A 22311-nucleotide genomic window follows, 5' to 3' on the forward strand; every position below is an offset into this window, starting at 1 on the left:
GATGATGACGACTCGACCCCTGCTCGACGTGCAGGGCCTGACGCGCCGCTTCGACGGCGTGACCGCGCTCGACGGCGCGAGCCTGACGCTCGCCGACGGCGAACTGCTCAGCGTGATCGGCCCGAACGGCGCGGGCAAATCGACGCTGTTCAACCTGATCGCGGGCGCCGACCGGCCCGATGCCGGCCGCGTGACGTTCGACGGCCGCGACATCACCGGCACCGCGCCCGAACGGCTCGCGGCGCTCGGCATCGCGCGCACGTTCCAGCACGGCCGTGTATTCGGCAACCTGAGCGTGCTCGACAACGTGCTGATCGGCGCACATGCGCGGCTGCGTGCGGCGCGGCCGGGCTGGCCGGCGCTCGGCGCGGCGGCCGAAGTGCTGCGCGCGCTCGTGCGGCCCGCGTCGGTGCGGCGCGAGGAAGCCGCTTTGCGTGAAGAAGCGCGCGACATCATTGCCGGCTTCGGCGAACGGCTTACGCCGCGCATCGATCATCCGGCGCACAGCCTGTCGTACGCGAACCGGCGGCGCGTGGAGATCGGTCGCGCGCTCGCGCTGCATCCGCGCCTGCTATTGCTCGACGAGCCGACGGCCGGGATGAACGAGACGGAGACGGCCGAGATGCTCCAACTGATCCAGTCGCTGAAGGCACGCGGACTGACGATCCTGCTGATCGAGCACAAGCTCGAACTCGTGATGCGCGTGTCCGACCGCGTGATGGTGCTCGATAACGGCGTGAAGATCGCCGAAGGCGCGCCGCGCGACGTGCGGCACGATTCGCGCGTGATCGAGGCCTATCTCGGTCGCCGCCACGCGGGCGGTGCGCCGGCGGACCATACCACGCAGGCGGCCGCATGACCGTGCAATCTTCCGTGCCTGATACGACCATGACCGACGCGCTGCTGAAACTCGAACACCTCGACACGTTCTACGGGCCCGTGCAGGTGCACTTCGACGTGAACTTCGAAGTCGCCCGTGGGCAGATCGTCAGCCTGCTCGGCGGCAACGCGAGCGGCAAGTCGACGACGATGAAGCTGATTCTCGGGCTGATGCGTCCGCGCCGCGGCGTCGTGCGTTTCGACGGCGACGACGTGACCGCGCTCGCGACGCCGCAGCGCGTGCGGCGCGGGATCGCGGCCGTGCCCGAAGCGCGGCGGCTGTTCGGCGACATGAGCGTGCGCGAGAACCTGTTGATGGGCGCGTACACGCGCGGCGATCGCGCGGCGGTGGCCGAGGACTATGAGCGCGTGCTGGACCTGTTTCCGCGTGTGCGAGAACGATTGACGCAACGTGCGGGCACGTTGTCGGGCGGCGAGCAACAGATGCTTGCGATGGCGCGCGCACTGATGGCGCGGCCGAAACTGATCTGCATGGACGAGCCGACGATGGGGCTGTCGCCGCTCTACGTCGACAAGGTGCTCGAACTGATCGACGCGATCAACACGCAAGGGGTGACGGTGTTCATGGTCGAGCAGAACGCGAGCCTCGCGCTGGAAATCGCGCACTACGGGTACGTGCTGCAGACGGGGCGGGTGGTGCTGGAAGGGCCCGCGAAAACGCTGCTCGACGACGAGCGCGTGCGCGATGCGTATCTCGGTGGGGAGGCGGTGGCGGCGTAGGGCGTTTCACCGCCCGGCATTCGGCGGGTTCGCGTCGTCGACCTTGCCTTGCAGCCGTCGGTCGGGTTCTGTCCGATGCAAGTGAACCGCGTAGGTATCCCAAGGGAGTTCGATATGCTGTGCCGAGAGCGCGGCCGCCTGAATCATCAGTCTGCCCGCTTCGCCGCGATGATAGCCGCCGTGCGTGACGACATGGGTCAGCATCTCTTCGCGCATGAGCCGCCCAGAAAAATCGTCACCGATACCGAAATTCACGGTAGATTGACGATCTCCTGATCTCGAACGCCACGGGGTTGCCGCGCCATGTTGACCTATTCCATCCAGAGAGTCGGCTACGATTTCAATCAGCTCGATCAGCAGGGCGCGACCGACTACGCGTCGTTCGTTCATGCGTTCGAGGCGTTTCCTTGGGCGGCCCAGCACATCGAATGGAACGAGACGCAGGACGGCCCGCTACCGGCGCTCGTGTTGCAGCATGCCGACGATCAGCGCGAGCTGTGGGTGACGGCATTGACGGATGCGCATTCGGACGGCTTCCAGCTGAATGCGGTGTCCATGCGGATGAAGAAGGGGCTCTTCGGCATCGGCAAGGGCAAGCTGGAGCAGCACGTCGAGACGATCGACGTGAGGAAGCGCGTGGACGTCGATACGTTGTGCCGGTTGTTCTGCGACCGCCAGTATGACGAACTGGACCAACTGGTGGCGCGGCATGCGCGGCGAAACGCCGACGACGGTCGGGACAGCGACGGCTGAACGCGTGTCGCCCGGTGGCGTTCAACGGAGCGTGCCTGCGCCGGATGCCGTTGCCTAAGTGTCGCTTGCGTGCGCCGTCACCGCACGCGGAAACGTCAACACCACCGCGAACCCGCCCGCCTCGGGAAACGCGAACCCCACGCGCCCGCCGTGCGCCTTCATCACTTCCTGCACGATCGCGAGCCCGAGGCCGGACCCCGTGCGCCGCTCGCTGCCGTCCGGCGCGATCCGCACGAACGGCTGCAACGCCGCGTCCCAGTGCTCGCGCGGTATCCCGCGCCCGTTGTCGGTGACGGTCAGCGTCACCGCCTGATCCGCGTTACCCATGGTCGCGACCGACACGACGATGTCGTCCGCATGGCCGTGCAGCAGTGCGTTGTGCAGCACGTTCGACAGCGCTTCCTGAAGACTGATCGCGTCGCCGTCGATCCACGCATGCGGCGCGTCGCTCGCGAACGCAACCGCCACGTCGCGTTCGCCGGCGAGCGGAATCGTGCGGCCCAGCACTTCTTTCGCGAGCGCGACGAGGTCGACCGGTTGCAGCGGCACGGCCTCGGTGCGATGAATCACCATCGCGTGATTGAGCAACTGCCCGGTGAGCCGGCCGACGTCCGACGAGGTCGCACGCAGCGCATCGAGCCGTGCCGCGTGACGCGCGGGATCGGATTCGCCGTCGAGCAGCTCGATCTGCGCGTCGAGCCGCGCGAGCGGCGTGCGCATCTGGTGCGCGGCGTCGGCGATGAAGCGCTGCATCGCGTTGATCCGCTCGGCGAGCCGCCGCATCAACCCGTTGATCGACCCGATGATCGCGTCGATCTCGCTCGGCGTATCGACGGCCACCGGCCGCAGGTCGGCCGGGTCGCGTGCGGCGATGATCGCGCCGATCCGCGCGAGCGGGCGCAGGCCGCGCCGGATCGCGAGGCCGCTCGCACCGATCGCGAGCACGCTCATCAGCAGGATCAGCGTCCATACCTTGATGCTCATGTCGTTCGTCAGTTGCTGGCGCGCATTGGTGGTCTGGGCAACCGTCACGAGCGCCCAGCCCGGCGTGCTTTCCTCCGGCATGTAGCGTGCGATCGTCGCGGTGCGGACCTGGTGCCCCTGGTAGACGGCGTTCGCGAACGCGGGGCCCTGCTTCGCGGCGGCGAGTGTCGCGGGGCTCGCGAGATCGTGATAGCCGGCCACGACGACGCCGCGCGAATCGACCACCTTGTAGTAGACGAGGTCGTAGCGCGACAGCGTCGACAGCGCGGCGACCGGCGGATTCAGCGCGAGCACGCCGCCTTGCACGTAGAGGTTTTCCGCGACCTGGATCGACGCGCCCGCCAGCAACTGGTCGTACGCGCGTTCGGCCGCGACGCCCGCGTAGTAGCGCGCGATCGCAGCGAGCGCGAGCGCGCCGGTCGCGACGACGAGCGCGATGAACAGCAGCGTGCGCCCGAACAGCGTCCTCGGGAACCAGTCAGTGCGCGGCAATCTGATACCCCATCCCGCGTGCGGTGCGGATCTCGACCGAGCTGCCCTGCAGCTTCCTGCGCACGCGCGTCACGTATTGCTCGACCGCGTTCGCCGTGGGCTCGTTGCCGAAGCTGAACAACTGGTTCAGCAGTTCTTCCTTCGAGAAGATGCGCTGCGGACGGCTCGCGAGGATTTCGAGCAGCGCGAATTCCTGGCGCGACAGCGACAGCGGCTGGCCGTCGAGTTCCGCGAGACGGCTGCTGCGGTCGATCACGAGGCCGCCGAGCGTCAGCACGTCGTTCGCGTGGCCGCTGTTGCGGCGCAAGAGCGCCTGCACGCGCGCGTCGAGCTCGCGGTAGTCGAACGGCTTCACGAGGTAGTCGTCGGCGCCGAGGCCGAGGCCGCTCACGCGGTCGTCGATCGCCGAGCGCGCGGTGACGAGCAGCACGGGCGTCGTGCTGCCGGCCGCGCGCAGGTTGCGCAGCACCGTGAAGCCGTCCATGCCGGGCAGGTTCGCATCGAGCACGACGAGATCGAAGCGCTCGACGCGCAGCAGCCCGTTCGCGGTCGAGCCGTCGGTTTCGAGATCGACGGCATGGCCGAGCCGCGTGAGACGGCTGCGGATCGCCGCGCCGATTTCGGCATCGTCCTCCACGACGAGAATGCGCATGGTGCCGTTTGCAGGTAGGTGGATTAGGGGTTTTCCCGGGGACGGGATGTCAGCATTTTCTCAGACTCGCCCGATAACCTGTGTCGAGCCGGAAGCAGGATGCAAGGACGGCATTAATACCAGAAATATTCAAGGAGACGGCAACATGCAGCATGTCACGGGCACGACGAACGCGCGCCGCCGCGCCACGCCGGCCGGCGCGTCGCCGCTGGCCGTCCGCCGCGCGGCGGTGCGCGCATGACGACGTCGCCGCGCCGCCGCGCGTTGATCGCCGCCGGCCTCGGCGTGCTGGGCGCGCTCGGGGCCCCGGCGCTCGTGCGCGCGAAACCGCGCACGGTGCGGATCTCGAAAGGCTATGGCGTGCTGTACCTGCCGCTGCTCGTGATGGAGAAGCAGCGGCTGTTCGAGCGGCATGCGGCGCGCCACGGCGTGCGCGACGTCGCGGTCGAATGGGTGCTGCTCGACGGCGGCAATTCCGTCAACGACGCGATGATGGCCGGCACGCTCGATTTCGCGGGCGCCGGCGCGCCGGGTTTCATCGAGCTGTGGGCGCGGGCGCGCGGCATTCCGAATGTCGAGGTGATCGGCATCAGCGGGCTGTCGACCACGTCGCTGTCGCTGAACGCGAACCGGCCGGGTCTCGTGTCGCTGCGCAATTTCACGCCGTCCGACCGGATCGCGGTGCCGGGCATCCGCACGTCGCTGTCGGCGGTCGTACTGCAGATGGTCGCGAGCCGGCAGCTCGGCCCCACGCATTTCGCGCAGCTCGATTCGATCACCGTGAACCTGCCGCATCCGCAGGCGATGCAGGCGCTGATCCGCCGCGAGCACGGCGTGACCGCGCACTTCACGTCGCCGCCGTTCTCGACGCTCGAATTGCGGCAGCCGGGCATCCATCGCGTGGTGAGCTCGGTCGACGTGCTCGGGCCGATGACGCTCGACGTCGTGTTCGCGCCGAAGCGGCTCGTCGATGCGGAGCCCGCGTTGGCCGCGGCGTTTCTCGGCGCGCTCGACGAAGCGAACCGCCTGATCGCGCAGGACCCGCGCGCGGCGGCGGCGCTCTATGCGGCGTCGTCCGGCGTCGGCGTGTCGCACGACGACGTGATGCGCATGCTGGCCGCGCCCGACACGCGCTTCTCGGTGCGGCCGAACCAGCTGATGGACTACGTCGAATTCCTGTACCTCGCCGGCACGATCAAGGCCAAGCCGCGCGCGTGGCACGAGATGTTCGCGCCGATGCTCGACGACTACCGGTCGGGTTGAGCCACGCGGGCCGCGAGCCGATTCCATTCATCGAACCACGTGGCGCCGGCGCGCTCGTTCCGCGCGGCGCCGATTCAACCCGCCGATTCAACCGATACGCAACCGATTCACGAAGGAGCCTGAAGTGAACGCTACCGACACCCTGGACCCCGCGTCCGCCGAAGAACAGCGCATCATGTCGAAGATGGCGCGGCGCCTGCTGCCCATCCTCGTCGTGATGTTCCTGATCGCGTTCATCGACCGGCAGAACGTCGGTTTCGCGAAACTGCAGATGGTGCACAGCCTCGGGATGACGGAAGCCGCGTTCGGGCTCGCGTCGTCGCTGTTCTTCATCGGCTACCTGCTGTTCGAGGTGCCAAGCACGCTCGCGCTGCATCGTTACGGCGCACGCGTATGGCTCGCGCGGATCATGCTGACGTGGGGGCTCATCACGGTGCTGATGGGCTTCACCACGTCGATGCCCGCGTTCTGCTCGCTGCGCTTCCTGCTCGGCATCGCCGAGGCCGGCTTCTATCCGGGCGTGATCTACTACCTGACGCTGTGGTTCCCGCAGAGCTACCGCGCGAAGGTGCTCGGCATCTTCACGCTCGGCAGCGCGCTGGCGAACATGCTCGGCTCGCTGGTCGGCGGCGTGTTGCTGAGCCTGAACGGCGTATGGGGGCTCGCGGGCTGGCAGTGGGTGTTCGTCGCGACGGGCATTCCGGCCGTGATCGTCGCGATCGTCGTGTTCCGCGTGCTGCCCGCGTCGTTCCGCGAAGCGCCGTTCCTCGACGAGCGCGAGAAGCAGATCGTCGCGGCCGCGCTGGAGCGCGAGAAGCCGGCGCAGGCCGAGCACGGGCAGCCGTGGAAGGCGCTGCTCGATCCGCGCGTGATGCTGTTCGCGGCGACCTACATGCTGATGTCGACGTCGCTGTACGGCGTCACGTACTGGCTGCCGACGCTCGTGAAATCGTTCGGCGTGTCGAGCGCGACGAACGGCTTCCTGAGCATGCTGCCGTGGGCGCTGGCGGTGGTGCTGCTGGTGTGGCTGCCGGCGAAGCTGCGCCGCGCGAAGAGCATCCTGCGCACGATCGCGATCGTCGCGGCGCTCGGTGCGCTCGGCTTCCTGCTGAGCCTCGTGCTGCCGTCGACGCCGCTGCGCTTCATCGCGCTGGTGCTCGGCGGCGCGTGCATCCCGCTGCTGTATCCGTGCTTCTGGTCGATGCCGCCGCGTTACTTCACCGGCGCGCGGGCGGCCGCGAGCGTCGCGGCGATCAACTCGATCGGCAACCTCGGCGGCTTCTTCAGCCAGAACCTGATGCCGTTCGCGGGCAAGATGACGGGCACCGCGTTCGGGCCGATGATCGTGCCGATCGTGTGCCTCGCGCTGCTCGGCGTCGGCGCGCTGGTCGCGTGGACGCGCTCGGAGCGGGGGATGGTGGCGGCACGGGCGTGAGCGTTCCGTCGACAGCTCGACTAGAACGAACGGTCGACTGTCGTCGATTCGGGCCGATGTGCTACCATGTATTACATATGTAATGCATGGAGGGTGCGATGAAAACGGCCACGATGCCCGCGCTGCGAGTCGATCCGCAGTTGCGCGAGGAAGCGGAATCAGTTCTTGCGGAAAACGAGACGCTCTCTGCGTTCATGGAGTCGGCGTTGCGTGATGGCATCGCTCGGCGACGCTTGCAGCGCGAGTTCGTCGCACGAGGTTTGGCGTCTCGCGACGAGGCGCGACGCACGGGCGAATACATCGATGCCGCCGACGTTCAGCGCGAGCTCGAGTCCATGCTGAAAGCGGCTCGTTCGAAGAAGGCGGCGGATTGAGTTACCAAGTCAGATATACGCGTGCGGCGCGCGAAGACTTGGTGCGACTGTATCGATATCTCGTCGAACGTGATGAGGAAGCGGCAGCGAGGGCGTTGGAAGCGATCGAACGAGGTGTGGCCATGTTGCGATTGTTTCCGTTTACCTGCCGCAAGCTGGATGCGAGCAATCCCTTCCTGCGTGAACTCATCGTTTCCTTCGGCACGTCAGGCTATGTGCTCCTGTTCGAGATCGAAAGTGCAGAACAAGTCACGGTCTTGGCCGTTCGGCATCAGCGCGAAGAGGACTACCACTGACCCCTCGCGGCAGCATCCCGCTACCGTTGCTTTGACCGCTTTAGCCTTTCGTCCGCAACGCGCCGGGTCCTTCATGCACAATCGCCGCATGCACGGACGCCACCGGAATATCCACCTCCACCGTCGTGCCTTCGCCGAGCGTCGTCGCGATCCGCAGCGTGCCGCCGACCAGATACGCGCGCTCGCGCAACCCCACCAGCCCGAACGAACTCGACTTGCGCGGCACCGCGGGATCGAACCCCGCGCCGTCGTCGCGTATCGTCAGCGCGATCGCTTCGCCGCCGCACACGAGCTCGACGGCCGCGTGCGACGCGGCCGCGTGCCGCGCGACATTCGCGAGCGCTTCCTGCGCGATGCGGAACACGGCCGTCGCATACGGCTCGTCGAGTTGCAGCTCGGGCGGCTCGACGTGCAGCGAACAGGCGATCCCGTGACGGTGCCGGAAATCCTCCACGAGCCATTGCATCGCCGCCGCGAAGCCGAGATCGTCGAGCATCAGCGGGCGCAGGTCGGACGCGATGCGGCGCGTCGCGGCCACCGCGCCGCGTGCGAGCGTATGCATCGCCGCGATCTTGCGTGCGAGCGACGCGTCGTCCTGCGGCACGCGGTCGATCAGCCATTCGAGGTCGTTCTTCAGCGCCGCGAGTGACTGCGCCAGTTCGTCGTGCAGTTCGCGCGCGATGCGGCGCTGCTCGGCTTCGCGCGCGCTGGCGCTGATCGCCGCGATCTCGCGCAGCTCCTCGCGCGATGCCTGCAGCGCCCGCTCGGCACGCACGCGCTCCTCGACTTCGCGCCGCAGGTCGCGGTTCGACGCGCTCAGTTGCGCGGTGCGCGCGGCGACGCGCTGTTCGAGCCGTTCGTTCGCGTCGTTCAACTGCGCGCTTTTCTGCGCGACGAGCAGATGCTGGTAGCGGGCGCCCGCCAGTGCGCGCACCGTCTGCGCATGCAGCCGGCCGTTTTCGAACAGCATCGCGAACAGCACGACGCCCGATGCAACGAGACCGTACGCGCGCCCCGCATAGAAACCGAGATCGAAGCGCCCGTGGTTCAGCATCGACGACAGCGCGATGTCGAACAGCCACGCGACGAGCACCGTCATCACCCACAGGTCGAGCACGGAATGGCGCCGCCGCTGCCGCCACATCAGCATCAGCGCGACCAGGTTCAACCCCCAGACGGCCGTGATCGCTTTCGTCATCGTCGCGGTCATCCGGTTGCCGCTCATGATGCGCGGCAGCAGGTCGTGGCCGGCGGTCGCGAGCAGCGCGAGCGCGACCGTCGCGCCGCCTGCGGCCGCGATGCAGAGGACGACCGGAATCGCCGCGCGACGCTGCGGGGCCGGGACCGCACGGCCGCGCGAGGTCGCGCGCAGCAGTGCGTACGCGGCGACCGACAGCGGAAAGCCGCCATGCCAGAACAGGTACAGCCATGCGGTGGTCTGTTCGCCGGCGCCGAGCAGGCCGGTGGGCGCGAACAGGCCGGGGAAGGTCAGCATGTGCGTGCCGGCCATGAACGCCGTGAACAGGTAAGCGCCCGCCAGCACGAGCAGCGGCTTCTCGCGCAGGATCGCGTACTGGCCGAGCAGCAGGCCGGCCGTCACCATGTCGTTGACGACGATCGCCGACTGGTACACGGGAATGAACGCCCAGCCCGGCGCGAGCGGGATCGCTGCGAACGGCGCGAGCGCGGCGAAGATCACGGCCGAGACGAGCACCGTCGCGAGCGCGAGCCGCCGCTCGCGTCGGCCAGGCGGCAGCGACGACATGAACAGGCGCGACGTATCCGGACCGTCGTCGTCCGACGGCGGCGGGGTGGGCGGGAGGGGGAAGGCGGCCGTCATGCGTCGTCGGTGCCGAGGTCGAGATCGTGGCGCACCGCGTAGCGGATCAGCGCGGCTTCGTGCGGCAGCGCCATCTTCTCGAGGATCCGCGTCTTGTACGTGCTGACCGTCTTCGCGCTCAGCGCGAGTTCGCACGCGATCTGCGTGACGGTCCGGCCCGTGACGATGCGGCGCATCACGTCGAGCTCGCGCGCGGACAGTCGCTCGTGCGGCAGGGCATGAGCCGGCGCCCGCAACGTGCGAGCGAGGCTTTCGGCCGCGGACGGGCTCACGTAGACGCCGCCCGCCGCCACCTTGCCGACGGCCTCGACGAGCTCGGCGGTTGCGCTGTCCTTCGTCAGATAGCCGATGGCGCCGGCCTTGAATGCGCGTGCCGCGTACTGCGTTTCCGCGTGCATCGTCAGCACGAGCGTGCGCAGCGACGGCGCCTGGCGCTTGACCAGCCGGATCAGCTCGATGCCGGTGGGGGCGGGCATCGACAGGTCGAGCAGCAGCACGTCGGCGGCGGCGCGCTCGGCCAGCGCGAGCGTGCCCGAGCCGTCGCTCGCCTCGCCGACGATCTCGAAACCGCCGGCCGTTTCCAGGATGTGACGCAGTCCGTCCCGCATGACTGCGTGATCGTCAGCCAGAATTACCCTGATCATCTTCCAGCGGTCCTCTTCGGGATGACGCCGCGCGCTGCTGTCGTTGCTGTCCGGGTGTTGCCGCGGCCGTTCTTCTGACCAATATATGCCCCCGAACCCGAAAACGGTACTCGTTCGCGAAATTTTCAGGATGGTGGGTCGCGAAATGCCCACCGACACGAAATAATTCACGCGGAATGGCACGGCCCCAGCCCGGGCGAATCAGGGTATTCCCGGGGGGATCGTGACGTCCGACGCGGCCCGGCGCGCCGTCGCCGCAACCGCCCCGCGAACCGTGCCGAATCGGGACTAAACTGGTGCGCGATGCCACTGCGCGAACCGGGGAGCCCGCGATGATCGACCTGGCCGATATCCTGCCGTCCGCGCTGCCCGCCGCGCTCGCCTGGGCCGAAGCCGAGGCGGCGAGCGGGCTCGCGCGGGGCGCGCCGCTGACGCCGGCGCAAGCCGACGATGCGCGCGCGGTGGGCGTCGTGCAGCCGGACCTCATTCGCGTGGTGGCGGTCGATCGCATGCCGTTTCCCGATACGCCAACGCTTGCCGAGATCGCCCGCGAGGCCGGGCTGCTGTCGCCCGGGACGATCGGCCTCACGCTCGGTCATGCGGTGTACGTGCTGCGCGGGCACGACACGCGCCGCCTGCTGACCCATGAATTCCGTCACGTACATCAATACGAGGCCGCCGGCTCGATCGGCGCGTTTCTTGCGCGCTACCTGCGCGAGATCGCGACGGTCGGCTACCACGATGCGCCGCTCGAGGCCGACGCGCGGCAGCACGAGTTCGATTGAGACGCAACCCTGCCCCCTGAACCCCGCCGGCGGCGCGAGCGTGTACATGTTGCGATGAACGTATCCAATGCCCCTGCCGGCCCGGCGTTCGCACACCGGGCCGCCCCGCTCGGGAGTGTGCGATGAGCGACACGATCCATGCGTGGATCGGCGCGATCGGCGCGCATCCGCTGCTCGTGCTGGCCATCGTATTCGTGGCCGCGTGCGCCGAGGCGATCGCGCTGATCGGCACGGTCGTGCCGGCCGGCGCCGTGATGTTCGCGGCCGGCGCGCTGATCGGCGCGGGCGCGCTCGATGCATGGGCGACGATCGGCGTCGCGGCCGTCGGCGCGGTGATCGGCGACGGGATCAGCTACGAACTCGGGCGACGTTACCGCGGGATGATCCGCAACGCATGGGTGCGCTTCGGCTACGCGAGCGCGTACGCGCGCGGCGAGGAATTCGTGTTGCGTCACGGCATCAAGAGCATCGTGCTCGCGCGCTTTCTCGCGCCGGTGCGGGCGGTGGTGCCGGTCGTCGTCGGCTGCGCGACGCTGCCGCGCCGGTCGTTCTATCCGGTCAACGTGATCTCGGCACTCGTGTGGGCGCCCGTGCACGTCGCGCCCGGCATTCTGTTCGGCGCATCGGCCGCACTGGCCGCGGCGATCAGCGTGCGGGTCGCCGCCATCCTGCTGGTCGTGGCCGCGCTGGTCGCGCTGGTATGGATCGGCGTGCGCGTCGCGCTGCGGCGCGGCTGGCCGCTGCTGCGCCGTGCGCTCGCCGACGCCGTGCACGCAGGCGCGCACCGCTGGCCGCGGGTCGGCGCGCAATTGCACGGCGCGATCGCCCGCTTGCGCGCGTTGCCGGGCGCGGTGCCCGTGCTCGCGCTGCTGTTCATCGGCTGCGTGTGGCTGTTCGCGGGAATCGTGCGGGACGTCGTCGCGAACGACCCGCTGATGCATGCGGACATCGCGCTGTACGCGTTCCTGCAGAACCTGCGCACGCCGCCCGTCGACGCCGCGATGAGCGCGCTCGCCGTGCTGCACGGGCACGACACAGGGCTGATCGTCGCGGCCGCATTTCTCGTCTGGCTGATGATCCATCGCTGCTGGCTGACGGCTGCATGGTGGCTCGCGACGGTCGGCGTCGCCGTCGTGCTCGTGCCGGTGTTCGGCGCGAGCGTGCCCGGCGCGACGCCGGCGAGCCTGCCGCCCGGCGCGCCGCACGTGCCGCTGCCCGATGCCGATGCCGCGTTCGCGATCCTCGCGAGCAGCGGCCTCGGCTGGGTGCTGACGCGCGACCGGCCCGCGCCGTGGCGCATTCCGGTCGTGACGGCGGTCGTGCTGTGGATCGTGCTCGGCGGTTTTGCGCGGCTGTACGTGGGCGATACCTGGTTGTCGGGTTTGCTGGGCGGCTGGAGCCTCGGGCTCGCGTGGTTCGCGTTGCTCGCCGGCGCCTACGCGTACTGGCGCGTGCGCGAGCACGTGCAGCCGAGAGGCGCGCTCGTCGCGATGGTGGTCGTGCTTGCGACGGCCGGCGTATGGACGGTTCCCGCGCAATGGCAGATCGATCGCGCATCGCGCCCGCATGCCGGCGACGTGGTCGCGATGACGGTCGACCAGTGGCGGCGCGGCGGGTGGCAGCGCGTGCCGACGCGGCGCACCGAGATCGGCGGCGACCGCGAGGAGTATCTGCCGCTGCAATGGAGCGTGACGTCGGACACGCTCGACCGCCATCTCGCGCAGGCCGGCTGGCAGCGTGCGACGCCTTGGTCGCCGGCCACCGCGCTGCGCTGGCTGTTGCCGCAGGCGCCGGCCGATGCGCTGCCGGTGCTGCCGCGCTATACGCATGGCGAAAGCACGCGGCGCGTGTTCGTCCGCGTCGATCCGGCCCACCCGGACAGCCGCTTCGTGCTGCGGCTCTGGCGTTATCCGTACGTGCTGCAGGACGCGCTCGGCATGCGCCCGCTGTGGTACGGCGCGCTGTATCGCGAGACGCTGCGCCGGCCGGCGCGGCTGATGACGTTCGTGCGCACGACGACGATCGACGATGCGGCGGCGATCGCGCAGGCATTGGCGGTCGAGCCGACGATCGAGCATCGCCCGGCGGGGATGACGGCCGCGCCGGGCGAGATGCTGCTCGTATGGATGTTCAGGCCGTGAGCGGGCAGGCGTGACGTGCGCCCGTTACGCGTGCGACGGCTGTGCGGGAACGACGGACAGGCGCAGGCCGACGGTCTTGAGCACCGCGAGCAGGGTCTTCAGCGTCGGGTTGCCGTTCGGGGACAGCGTGCGATACAGCGATTCGCGGCTGATGCCGGCCTCGGCCGCGACCGCGCCGAGCCCGCCGTACGCTTCCGCGACCGTGCGCAGCGCGAGCAGGCCGGCCGCGCGGTTGTCGGGATCGTCGAGCGACTCCATTGCGACGCGCAGATAGGCCACCGCGAGTTCGCGGTCGGCGCCGAGTTCGGCGACTTCCGCGTCGTGGTGCGATACCGCGCCTTTGAGCTTGTTCATGTTTGTCTCCGTTTCCAGTTCGACCAGTGTTCCTTCGCGCGCCTGATGTCGTCGGGTTGGCTACCCTTGTCGCCGCCGGACAACAGCGGGATCAGCGCACCGCCGTACCGGCCGAAGTACACGCGATAGCCGGCACCGACGTGGATGCGCAGTTCGATCACGCCTTCGCCGACCGGTTCGCAATCGCCGAAATTGCCGGTCTGCACGCGGCGCAGGCGTTCGCGAATCCGTGCCTGCGCAAGCTTGTCGCGCACGGCGTTCAGCCACTCGGTGAACGGCTCGCGACCGTCGTCGCGCTGATAGCGAAGCAGTTCGAACCTGGAAAGCATTGTAACTTATAAGCTACAAAAAAGGTGGCTGGAACGAGGCGGTCCGTATCGCGACGGCGCTGCGGCCGACACGCACGCGGCGTCTTCATGGCTCGAGGTTTCAGGCAGTGATGCCGGCTTCACGGACGAAGATCATTCTTTCATCCGGTTCGAAGCGTGGCGATTCGGCCGAATGGCCACGGTCGATGGTGTGATGAGGGGCGCGTATTGCAGCGCGGCATTGCGCGCCGGCGAGCGTCGATGAATCGCGGTACGATCGCTGGCCTGCCTGTCGACATCACCCGCACGAGAGAACCCGCATGATCACGATCCGCCCGATGACCGACGACGATTTCGCACGCTTCTGGCCGACCTACCGCGCCATCGTCGCTGCTCAGGAAACCTACGCATTCGATCCGGAGCCGACGCCGGAAGCGGCGCGCGCACAGTGGCTCGACGCGCCGCTCTGCACGTGGATCGCCGAGGAGGACGGCGTGCTGCTCGGCTCGTACTACCTGAAGGCGAACGCGGCCGGGCCGGGCAAGCACGTGTGCAACTGCGGCTACATGGTGAGCGAGGCCGCGCGCGGACGCGGCGTCGCGCGCCTGATGTGCGAACACTCGCAGCAGGTCGCACGCGAGCGCGGTTTCCTCGCGATGCAGTTCAATTCGGTGGTCGCGACGAACGAGGTCGCGGTCGCGCTGTGGCAGAAGCTCGGATTCGAGATCGTCGGCCGGCTGCCGCGCGCATACCGTCACGCGCGGCTCGGCTTCGTCGACTGCTTCGTGATGTTCAAATGGCTCGGCGACGCGGCGGCCGCCGAAGCCTGAGCCGGCAATCGCCGCCGCGTCAGACGGCGAACGCGCCGTCGAACACGATCCGCTCGTCGAGCGCGAGCGTGCCGCGCGCGAAGATCAGGTCGAGATGGTGGCTGCCGTTTTCGCCGCCGCCGAGCCCGAGATGCAGCCCGGGGTGGCGTTCCTCGAACCCCGCGTTGCGGCCGTACAGCCCGCGAATCCCGAGGTTCGTGCCGATGCCGAATTCCTCGATCCGCCGGTGATTCGCGTGCCGGTCGAGATAGGTCGAGAAATCGCGGCGGAAGCCTGCATCGTCGGTGTCGAAATCGACGATCGTGCTGTGCTCGACGTGCAGCGTCGCGAGCCGCTCGGCCACCTTGTACTTGATCGCGAACGGCACGGTGCCGAGAAACGTGCCGCTGAACACGACCGAGCCGTTCAGGTCGGTCACGTGCGTCGCGATCTCGCCGGGCACGACGTCGAGGTTGCCCATGCCGTCCACGCTCGTCCATTTCTGGTCCGGCGCGAGCGAGCCCGTCAGCGTGTTGCCGGCTTCGTCGATGAAGCGGATCTGCGACGCGCGCGCGGCCGCCTCGATCAGCCGGGCGTTGCGTGCGGCGATGTCGTCGAGCGATTCGGCGAACGCCTCGTCGAGATGCGGGCCGTAATCCTTGAATAAAACCGATTTGCTCCAGTGCTCGACGATCGCGGGGCGGATCGCGGCGAGGAACGGCGGCCCGCTCGGAGAAGGCGTCGGCAGGCACGACGAGTCGTACAGCAGCACGAACAGGTCGGCGTCGCCGAGTGCGGCGGCGATGTCGGCGGGTGGGGTGCTTTCGAGGCAGAGGGTGGTCGCGTCAAGCGAATCGGGCAGGGCGGAAAAGGCGCGCAACGCGATGTCGCGATTGCGGGCGTCGTAGCCGACCAGCAGTTTCCCCGATTCGCCGCGTGCCAGCTTGTCGCGCAGCGCCGGGTGAAAACCGAGCGCGCGGTGCAGGTTCAGCATGCGTATCTCCGGAAGCGGCGGAAGGGCCGCGGCCCTTCCGCGAGAACGGGTGGCCCGCTCAGACCGGCCAGAGCGCGGTGCCGAACGGCACCACGGCGTCCTCGACCATCATGTCGACGGCCTCGGGGTGCGTGTCTTCCTGCATCCAGTCAAGCAATTCGATTTGCTGGGTTTCCTGCATGTCAATTCTCCTGTGGTGAACATGAGTGATTCAACATGAAAGCGCGGAAAAAACAATCCCGCTCCTCGTTCGATATTTTGTGAATGCCGGACGAGTGGCGTCGATATTAGTCGGATGAATTTGCGAAAGCAATGCGTTGCAAGGTTTTTAGCGGAAGCGTGCTAAACAAGGGCGTTTGCGGTTCAAATATTGGAAAAAAACGGATAAAACGACAGGCGGGTCACGCATCTTTTTTTAGTGAATCGAATTTGGATCTCCGAAATGAATTCGATCATTTTTAATTTGGATTCAATTGCCGGAATTGCTGCGCTTTATGTCATTGACGAAAGCCGCATGCGAGCGTCATCCGAGCAACGCCTTGCCGATCGCCTTCGTCGGCTCGGAGCGCAGCACCAGCGAAGTCGTGACCGCGCCGAAGCGGGCAATCGCATCGATGAGGGTTTCGAGCTGGCCCGGTGTCGGCACCAGCACCTTCAGCAGAAAGCAATCCTCGCCGGTCATGCGATGGACTTCGATCACATGCGGCATCTCGGCAAACGTGCGCAGCGCCGGTTTGATGTGCTCGTGGGTCGTTTTCAGCCGGATGATGGCCATCATGCCCAAGCCCAGTGCCGCCGGATCGATCCGTGCGCCGTAGCCGGCGATGATGCCGCGTTCTTCCAGCCGCTTGACGCGCTCCGACGTCGCGGGCTGCGACAGCCCGATACGCCTGCCCACTTCCGACAGCGGCGTCCGCGCGTTCTCCTGCAGCGCTTCGAGGATCGCAAGATCCAGGCGATCGAGTGCTTCGTCCGGCATGACGGTCCTCCGGTACCGTTGATTCATCGGCATTCTGGCTCAATAACCGATGACTTGCCATTCCATGCCGATCGGCGCCCCGTCACACTGCGGGCTTTGCGTTGACGGAGGGCGTGATGGAGCAAGCGATCGTGATCGTGCCGGGTATCGGCAATTCGGGACCGGATCATTGGCAGAGCCACTGGGAGGCGGCGTTGCCCGGCGCCGCGCGCATCGCGCCGGCTTCGTGGGAGGCGCCCGACCTGGCCGACTGGACGGCGGCGCTGGACGCGGCCGTCGCGAACGCCGGGGCGCCGCCGCTCGTGGTTTGTCACTCGCTGGGCTGTCTGTTGTTCGCACATTGGCATGCCGCGTCGGCGCGCGCGGTGTGCGGCGCGTTTCTCGTGGCCGCCCCCGACCCGCAAGGGCCGCGCTTTCCGGTTGCCGCCGCCGCGTTCGCGAACCTGCCGAAGCGTTCGTTCGGGCGCGTGCCGGTGCTGGCGATCGCGAGCGCGGACGATCCTTACGATCCATCCGGGCGCGCGCTCGAATGGGCAACGGAACAGGGCGCGACGCCGCTTCTGCTCGGCGCACGCGGCCATCTGAACGCGGCGTCCGGGTTGGGCGGATGGTCGGAAGGGCGCGCCCTGCTTGCGGCTTTTGCGGCCGGACTCGGGCGGTAGTGCGGGTCAGCGCCGGCCGACCTTCGGCTTATTCCCGCCGTTGTGTCGGACAGAGGGGGGCGGGCGCCCCAGCCGTCGCGATTTTGCCGCGTGCGCGCGCCGGTTTCACGGCGGCTCCAGTATGATCGACCGATGGCGGCGGAAGCCCCGGAATCGAACAACGAAGGAGACACCCCCGATGCGTGCAGTGCCGCAACCGGAGCGTGCCGGCCGCTCGCGGCCGGACGCCGGCGCAACCGATCCCGGCCGCATGGCCGCATGGCGGCTCGCGATCGGCCTGTCGCTCGGCAGCGCGATCGCGCTTGGCCTCGCACGCTTTTCGTACGCGCTGCTGCTGCCGCCGATGAAGGCCGATCTCGGCTGGACGTTCGCGCAGGCCGGCGCGCTGAACACGGCGAACGCGGCCGGCTACCTGATCGGCGCGCTGGCATTCCCGCTGCTGTCGCGGCGCTGGCGCGCGGGCACGCTGCTCGCGGCCGGCTGCGCGTTGACCGCCGTGCTGATGGCCGCGGGCGGGCTCACGTCGGACATGCACGCGCTGCTGGCGCAGCGGCTGGCAACGGGTGTCGGCAGCGCATCGATCTTCATCAGCGGCGGCGTGCTGGCCGCGCGGCTCGCATCCGCGTCGCCGCGCGACGCGGGGCTGCTGCTCGGCCTTTATTACGGCGGCACGGGATGGGGCATCGTCGCGTCGTCTTTGCTCGTGCCGGCCACGCTCGTGCCGCGCATGCACGGCTGGCAACCCGCGTGGTTCGCGCTCGCGACGGCATGCGTGCTGTTCTCGGCGGTGGCCGTATCGGCTGCACGCCGCATCGAGCAGGCACATGCGGCACCGGTCACGCAGGCCGACGCCGACGGCGCGAAACCGGCGGTGACCGCGAGCCCGGCGCGCTTCGCGCTCGCGCTGGCCGGCTACGGCCTGTTCGGCGTCGGCTATATCGGCTACATGACGTTCATCGTCGCGCTGCTGCGCGGCGCGGGGATGAGCGGCACGGTGGTCGCCGCGTTCTACGTGATGCTCGGGATCGCGACCGTCGTGTCCGCGCGGTTGTGGTCGGGGTTGCTCGACCGGATGCGCGGCGGCCAGGCGCTCGCCGTGCTCAACGCGCTGCTCGGCGTCGCGACGCTGATGCCCGCGCTGTTCGTGCATCCGGCTGCCGCGTTCGCGTCGGGCTTGCTGTTCGGCGCGACGTTCCTGTCGGCGGTCGCGTCGACGACGGCCTTCGTGCGGCACAACCTGCCGCCCAACGGCTGGGCGAAGGGCATCAGCGCGTTCACGACGGTCTTCGCATTCGGGCAGATCGCGGGGCCGGTCGCGATCGGGTGGGTGTCGGACAGCGCGGGCCTTGCGCGCGGGCTCGTGTATTCGGCGCTGACGCTGTTCGCGGGCGCCGCGCTCGCGGCCGGGCAGCGCGCGCTGCACAGCAGGTCCGCGTAGTCGCGCGAACGTCACCGCACGCACGCGGCGCGCGACACGCGATGAAATGCACGGCTGAAGTAGATGAGGCTGTCGCCGTCGTCGCGCACGCGAATCGACGTCGCCTCGATGAACATCACCGAGTGCGAGCCGACTTCCTTCATCTCGGCGATCGTGCCCTGCAGGCTCGCGAGCGCATCGCGCAGCACCGGCACGTCCTGTTCGCCGCGATCCCACACGGGCAGCTGGAAGCGTTGTTCCATCGGCAGGTCGGTGAGCCCCGCGAAGTGTCGCGCGAGCAGTTCGTGCTCGGCCGGCAGCACGTTGATGCACACCTGACGGTTGCGCTCGAAGGTCGCGTGCATCGCGCTCGACCGGTTCAGGCACACGAGCAGCGTCGGCGGCGCATCGGTGACGGAGCACACGGCGCTCGCGGTGATCCCGCAGCGGCCGTGCGGCCCCGCGGTGGTGATCACGTTGACGGCCGCACCGAGGTGGGCCATCGCCTGGCGGAAGGCCTTCTGCGCGTCGGTCGGTTCGACGCGCGGCGGTCGCTGGATATCGGTCGTGGAAGACATGGGCGCTCCTGATTGGACGAAAGCGGCGAACCGCGCGGCGCTGCGAGGGCAGCGCCGGATCGCCGACGATGACCCAAGCGTACGTCGCGAAAAGGCGGCCGACCATTCGCACGATTGACGATCGGGATGGCGTTCCTGCCAACGCGTCTAAAGGTTCTACCTAGACGCGCGCCGCCGCGTGCAAAAAAAGCCGCGATTGTGCGTTCGCGCGGCACGTCCAGGGGTTTGCAGCGGGTTTTCGGCTCGTTATGATGTGCCGCACACCCCCAGCGAACGACGCTTGCGCCACGCCGGCCACCGGCGTTGCGCGCGGCGCGTGCGATACCGATACCGATATTCAGCGAGACCCCCGCGATGACGTCACCCGCACCGATCGTATACATCGTCGACGACGACAGCGGCATGCGGACGTCGCTCGCCTGGTTGCTCGAATCGGTCGGCATCGCGTCCGAGGGATTCGCGAGCGCCGCCGATTTTCTCGCGCGCTTCGACGTGAACCTGCCTGCGTGTCTCGTGCTCGACGTGCGGATGCCGGAGAAAAGCGGCTTCGACGTGCAGGCCGAACTGAACGCGCGCGGCGCGACGCTGCCGGTGATCTTCGTCAGCGGGCACGGCGACATTCCGATGTCGGTGCGCGCGCTGCAGAACGGGGCGATCGATTTCGTCGAGAAGCCGTACAACTCGCAGCAGATGCTCGAGCGCGTGCAGCGTGCGTTGCGGCTCGCGCAGCAGCGGCATGCGGTGAGCCAGCGCCACCGTGAACTGCGCCAGCGGCTCGATGCGCTGACCGCGCGCGAGAAAGAAGTGCTGCGCGGCGTCGTGGACGGCAAGGGCAGCAAGCAGATCGCATCCGATCTGTCGATCAGCGTGAAGACGGTCGACGTGCATCGCGCGAGCATCAAGGAGAAGCTCGGCGCGACGTCGATCGCCGCGCTCGTGCGCGACGTGATGGTCGTGTGGGGCGACGACGGTGAGCCGTCGCGATGAGGTTCGGCGCGTTCAGCGCATGTACAGCCCGCCGTTGATGTCCCAGCATGCGCCGTTCGCGAAATGCGCGTCGCCCGACGCGAGCAATACGGCTGCATCCGCAACAAAAGCGGCCGACCCGAGCTTGCCGCCCGGCAGGCTCGCGAGCACCTGACGCAGCTTGTCGGGCGCGACGCTTTCGTACATGATCGGCAGATCGAGCGGGCCCGGCGAGATCGCGTTGACGGTGACGCCCTGCGCGGCGAGATCGCGCGCGAACACCTTGGTCAGCGTCAGCGTGCCGCCTTTCGCGGCCGCATAGTGCGCGCCCGTGGCCGAGCCGCCGTTCTGCCCGGCGAGCGACGCGATGTTGACGATGCGGCCCGCGCCGCGCCGCGCGAAATACTGGCCGAACACCTGGCAGCCGAACAGCACGCTGCGCAGGTTCACGTCGATTACGTGGTCGAACTGCTCGGCCGTGATCTCCATCGCCGGCACGACCTTCGATGCGCCCGCGTTGTTGACGAGCACGTCGATCGCGCCCCAGCGCGCGACGAGCACATCGCGCGCCGCTTCGAAATCGCGTTTCGACGTGACGTCGAGCGGCAGCGCGATCGCGCGTTCGCCGCTCGGATCGAGCTCGCGCGCATGCGCATGAACGGCATCGGCCGCGATGTCGGCCAGCGCGACGCGGTAGCCGGCCGCATGGAAGCGTTCGGCGATGACGGCGCCGAGCCCGCGCGCGGCGCCGGTGACGAGGACGACTCGGTCTGACATGGTGTGGTGTTCCGTGGTTCGTGGGCGCACGCCGGTGAAGGCGGCCCCCGCATCGTGGTTCATGCGGCCAGCGCCGCTTCGAAGTGTGCCGCGATCGCGCAGACCCGTTCGTCCGCGCCCTTGCGCCCGACGATCTGCAAGCCGGCCTTCAACGGTGAACCGGCGAGCGGCAGCGGCAGGCTGAGCGCGGGATGGCCGCTCAGGTTGAACGGCCGGATCAGCGACGACATCGCGATCACCGATACGCCGTCGCGGGCCTGCTGCAGCGTGATCGGCAGCGCGGGCAGCGTCGGCAGCACCAGCACGTCCGCGTGTTCGAGCGCGGCATCGACCTGCGCGGCGAAGCGTGCGCGCACGGCCTCGGCTTCCTTCAATGCCGCAGGCGCGGTCGTTGCGGCCGCACGCAATCGTGCATCGAGATCGGCGCCGAGTTTGCCGGTCGCGACCAGATGGCCGAACGCACGCGACGTTTCCGCGTTGATCACGGTGAGCCCCGCAGCGAACGCGGCCGGCATTGCATCGAGCACGACGGTGTGCGAGCGGAGGCCCGATGCACGAACGGCCGCGTCGAGCGCGGCGGCGATCGCCGGATCGGCTTCCACGGCGAGTCGAGCGACCGTGCAGCCTTCAACGGAGGCGGTCGCCTGCGCGCGATCGAAGCCCGGTGCGATCGCGGCCATCACATCGACGAGCGTGCGGATGTCGCGGGCGAATGGCCCGACGCAATCGAGCGTGGTTTCCGCAGGCGCGACGCCGCGCCGCGACACGCGCCCGAACGTGGGCTTGAGCCCGGCCACGCCGCAGCAGGCGGCCGGCCCGCGAATCGAGCCGCCGGTATCGGTGCCGAGCGCCGCATCGACGGCGCCGACCCCGACGAGCGACGCGGAGCCGCTTGACGAGCCGCCCGGAATGCGTGAGGCGTCCTGCGGATTGACGGGTGTGCCCGTGTAGTCGTTGATGCCGGTCATGCCGAACGCGAGCTCGTGCATGTTCGCCTTGCCGGCGATCTGCCAGCCGGCGTCGAGCAGCAGGCGGACCACGTCCGCGTGGCGTACGGCGGGCGGCGCGTCGGCGAGCGCGCGGCTCGCCGCGCGGGTCGGATGGCCAGCGATATCGATTGTGTCCTTGATCGCGATCGTCGGGCCCGGGCCGCCGAGCGTGAAAGTGTCGATGAAGCCTGTCATGGTC

26 protein-coding genes are annotated in these 22311 nt (G+C 68.5%); 13 read left to right on the plus strand and 13 right to left on the minus strand.

Translation table 11 applies throughout. From position 1 onward, the window contains the following. The first annotated feature begins 1 nt into the window (after position 1). Positions 2 to 859, plus strand: coding sequence for an ABC transporter ATP-binding protein (locus tag KPB06_RS24095; protein ID WP_099317108.1), 858 nt, complete (start codon positions 2 to 4; stop codon positions 857 to 859). Beyond that, positions 856 to 1620 carry an ABC transporter ATP-binding protein gene (locus KPB06_RS24100; RefSeq protein ID WP_059580051.1) on the plus strand — a complete coding sequence of 255 codons (765 nt, stop codon included), beginning with the start codon at positions 856 to 858 and terminating at the stop codon, positions 1618 to 1620. Before KPB06_RS24095 ends, KPB06_RS24100 begins: the two co-directional genes overlap by 4 nt. A gap of 6 nt (positions 1621 to 1626) precedes the next feature. On the opposite strand, the gene KPB06_RS24105 is transcribed toward KPB06_RS24100, so the two are convergent. Then, a complete protein-coding gene (locus tag KPB06_RS24105) occupies positions 1627 to 1875 on the minus strand; it encodes a DinB family protein (protein ID WP_226094124.1) in 249 nt (82 codons plus the stop codon). Between the two features lie 48 nt (positions 1876 to 1923). Between KPB06_RS24105 and KPB06_RS24110 the strand changes: the two genes are divergently transcribed. Continuing rightward, the gene (locus KPB06_RS24110) at positions 1924 to 2373 is read left to right on the plus strand and encodes a hypothetical protein (RefSeq protein ID WP_089465394.1); all 450 of its coding nucleotides are present in this window, start codon (positions 1924 to 1926) and stop codon (positions 2371 to 2373) included. 54 nt (positions 2374 to 2427) lie between these two features. Here the strand turns inward: KPB06_RS24110 and KPB06_RS24115 are convergent, their stop codons facing one another. Beyond that, positions 2428 to 3849, minus strand: a complete 1422-nt coding sequence (locus KPB06_RS24115) for a sensor histidine kinase (RefSeq protein ID WP_089465395.1) — start codon at positions 3847 to 3849, stop codon at positions 2428 to 2430. Beyond that, on the minus strand, positions 3836 to 4501 hold the full coding sequence (locus KPB06_RS24120) for a response regulator transcription factor (RefSeq protein ID WP_059580058.1): 666 nt from the start codon (positions 4499 to 4501) through the stop codon (positions 3836 to 3838). Before KPB06_RS24120 ends, KPB06_RS24115 begins: the two co-directional genes overlap by 14 nt. A gap of 237 nt (positions 4502 to 4738) precedes the next feature. Between KPB06_RS24120 and KPB06_RS24125 the strand changes: the two genes are divergently transcribed. The 4 genes from KPB06_RS24125 to KPB06_RS24140 all read left to right on the plus strand — a co-directional run bounded on the left by KPB06_RS24125 (position 4739) and on the right by KPB06_RS24140 (position 7869). Then, positions 4739 to 5764: an ABC transporter substrate-binding protein gene (locus tag KPB06_RS24125; protein ID WP_089465396.1), complete on the plus strand. Its 1026-nt coding sequence runs from the start codon at positions 4739 to 4741 to the stop codon at positions 5762 to 5764. Between the two features lie 124 nt (positions 5765 to 5888). Then, positions 5889 to 7199, plus strand: a complete 1311-nt coding sequence (locus KPB06_RS24130) for an MFS transporter (protein WP_059580063.1) — start codon at positions 5889 to 5891, stop codon at positions 7197 to 7199. Between the two features lie 98 nt (positions 7200 to 7297). Then, on the plus strand, positions 7298 to 7573 hold the full coding sequence (locus KPB06_RS24135) for a YlcI/YnfO family protein (RefSeq protein WP_059580322.1): 276 nt from the start codon (positions 7298 to 7300) through the stop codon (positions 7571 to 7573). Then, positions 7570 to 7869 (plus strand): type II toxin-antitoxin system RelE/ParE family toxin, encoded by a 300-nt coding sequence (locus tag KPB06_RS24140; RefSeq protein ID WP_059580066.1) that lies wholly within the window; start codon positions 7570 to 7572, stop codon positions 7867 to 7869. Before KPB06_RS24135 ends, KPB06_RS24140 begins: the two co-directional genes overlap by 4 nt. Before the next feature lie 40 nt (positions 7870 to 7909). Here KPB06_RS24140 and KPB06_RS24145 read toward each other — a convergent pair whose 3' ends face one another. Both KPB06_RS24145 and KPB06_RS24150 read right to left on the minus strand, forming a co-directional pair. Next, positions 7910 to 9709, minus strand: coding sequence for a sensor histidine kinase (locus tag KPB06_RS24145; RefSeq protein ID WP_275905986.1), 1800 nt, complete (start codon positions 9707 to 9709; stop codon positions 7910 to 7912). Beyond that, positions 9706 to 10353 carry a response regulator gene (locus KPB06_RS24150; RefSeq protein WP_059580324.1) on the minus strand — a complete coding sequence of 216 codons (648 nt, stop codon included), beginning with the start codon at positions 10351 to 10353 and terminating at the stop codon, positions 9706 to 9708. Before KPB06_RS24150 ends, KPB06_RS24145 begins: the two co-directional genes overlap by 4 nt. A gap of 332 nt (positions 10354 to 10685) precedes the next feature. Here KPB06_RS24150 and KPB06_RS24155 point away from each other — a divergent pair, with 332 nt between their 5' ends. Both KPB06_RS24155 and KPB06_RS24160 read left to right on the plus strand, forming a co-directional pair. Continuing rightward, the gene (locus KPB06_RS24155) at positions 10686 to 11138 is read left to right on the plus strand and encodes a hypothetical protein (protein WP_099317114.1); all 453 of its coding nucleotides are present in this window, start codon (positions 10686 to 10688) and stop codon (positions 11136 to 11138) included. Between the two features lie 122 nt (positions 11139 to 11260). After that, the gene (locus KPB06_RS24160) at positions 11261 to 13279 is read left to right on the plus strand and encodes a VTT domain-containing protein (RefSeq protein WP_275905985.1); all 2019 of its coding nucleotides are present in this window, start codon (positions 11261 to 11263) and stop codon (positions 13277 to 13279) included. Between the two features lie 24 nt (positions 13280 to 13303). Here KPB06_RS24160 and KPB06_RS24165 read toward each other — a convergent pair whose 3' ends face one another. After that, positions 13304 to 13633: a helix-turn-helix domain-containing transcriptional regulator gene (locus KPB06_RS24165; RefSeq protein WP_006479699.1), complete on the minus strand. Its 330-nt coding sequence runs from the start codon at positions 13631 to 13633 to the stop codon at positions 13304 to 13306. Further along, entirely contained in the window at positions 13630 to 13962 is a 333-nt protein-coding gene (locus KPB06_RS24170) for a type II toxin-antitoxin system RelE/ParE family toxin (protein WP_275905984.1), read from the minus strand. Before KPB06_RS24170 ends, KPB06_RS24165 begins: the two co-directional genes overlap by 4 nt. 299 nt (positions 13963 to 14261) lie before the next feature. Here KPB06_RS24170 and KPB06_RS24175 point away from each other — a divergent pair, with 299 nt between their 5' ends. Beyond that, positions 14262 to 14771 carry a GNAT family N-acetyltransferase gene (locus KPB06_RS24175; RefSeq protein WP_059580082.1) on the plus strand — a complete coding sequence of 170 codons (510 nt, stop codon included), beginning with the start codon at positions 14262 to 14264 and terminating at the stop codon, positions 14769 to 14771. 19 nt (positions 14772 to 14790) lie between these two features. Here the strand turns inward: KPB06_RS24175 and KPB06_RS24180 are convergent, their stop codons facing one another. The 3 genes from KPB06_RS24180 to KPB06_RS24190 form a co-directional block, all read right to left on the minus strand. Continuing rightward, complete coding sequence (locus tag KPB06_RS24180; RefSeq protein ID WP_089465401.1) at positions 14791 to 15744, minus strand: CgnE/CgnB domain-containing protein; 954 nt, start codon at positions 15742 to 15744, stop codon at positions 14791 to 14793. 58 nt (positions 15745 to 15802) lie between these two features. Further along, the gene (locus KPB06_RS24185; RefSeq protein WP_006479692.1) at positions 15803 to 15925 is read right to left on the minus strand and encodes a hypothetical protein; all 123 of its coding nucleotides are present in this window, start codon (positions 15923 to 15925) and stop codon (positions 15803 to 15805) included. Positions 15926 to 16267: 342 nt separating this feature from the next. Next, positions 16268 to 16723 (minus strand): Lrp/AsnC family transcriptional regulator, encoded by a 456-nt coding sequence (locus KPB06_RS24190; protein WP_059580088.1) that lies wholly within the window; start codon positions 16721 to 16723, stop codon positions 16268 to 16270. Between the two features lie 116 nt (positions 16724 to 16839). Here KPB06_RS24190 and KPB06_RS24195 point away from each other — a divergent pair, with 116 nt between their 5' ends. Beyond that, a complete protein-coding gene (locus tag KPB06_RS24195) occupies positions 16840 to 17385 on the plus strand; it encodes an RBBP9/YdeN family alpha/beta hydrolase (RefSeq protein ID WP_275905983.1) in 546 nt (181 codons plus the stop codon). Between the two features lie 178 nt (positions 17386 to 17563). After that, on the plus strand, positions 17564 to 18823 hold the full coding sequence (locus KPB06_RS24200; RefSeq protein WP_275905982.1) for a YbfB/YjiJ family MFS transporter: 1260 nt from the start codon (positions 17564 to 17566) through the stop codon (positions 18821 to 18823). Positions 18824 to 18834: 11 nt separating this feature from the next. On the opposite strand, the gene hpaC is transcribed toward KPB06_RS24200, so the two are convergent. Beyond that, positions 18835 to 19380, minus strand: a complete 546-nt coding sequence (gene hpaC, locus KPB06_RS24205) for a 4-hydroxyphenylacetate 3-monooxygenase, reductase component (RefSeq protein ID WP_059580098.1) — start codon at positions 19378 to 19380, stop codon at positions 18835 to 18837. A 354-nt stretch (positions 19381 to 19734) separates the two neighbouring features. Here hpaC and KPB06_RS24210 point away from each other — a divergent pair, with 354 nt between their 5' ends. After that, positions 19735 to 20367 (plus strand): response regulator transcription factor, encoded by a 633-nt coding sequence (locus KPB06_RS24210; RefSeq protein ID WP_059580100.1) that lies wholly within the window; start codon positions 19735 to 19737, stop codon positions 20365 to 20367. Positions 20368 to 20379: 12 nt separating this feature from the next. Here KPB06_RS24210 and KPB06_RS24215 read toward each other — a convergent pair whose 3' ends face one another. Then, entirely contained in the window at positions 20380 to 21123 is a 744-nt protein-coding gene (locus KPB06_RS24215) for an SDR family NAD(P)-dependent oxidoreductase (RefSeq protein ID WP_275905981.1), read from the minus strand. A 59-nt stretch (positions 21124 to 21182) separates the two neighbouring features. Then, positions 21183 to 22307, minus strand: coding sequence for an amidase (locus KPB06_RS24220; RefSeq protein WP_275905980.1), 1125 nt, complete (start codon positions 22305 to 22307; stop codon positions 21183 to 21185). Positions 22308 to 22311 lie beyond the last annotated feature (4 nt).

This window comes from Burkholderia semiarida, assembly GCF_029268935.1.
Classification (GTDB): Bacteria; Pseudomonadota; Gammaproteobacteria; order Burkholderiales; family Burkholderiaceae; genus Burkholderia; species Burkholderia semiarida.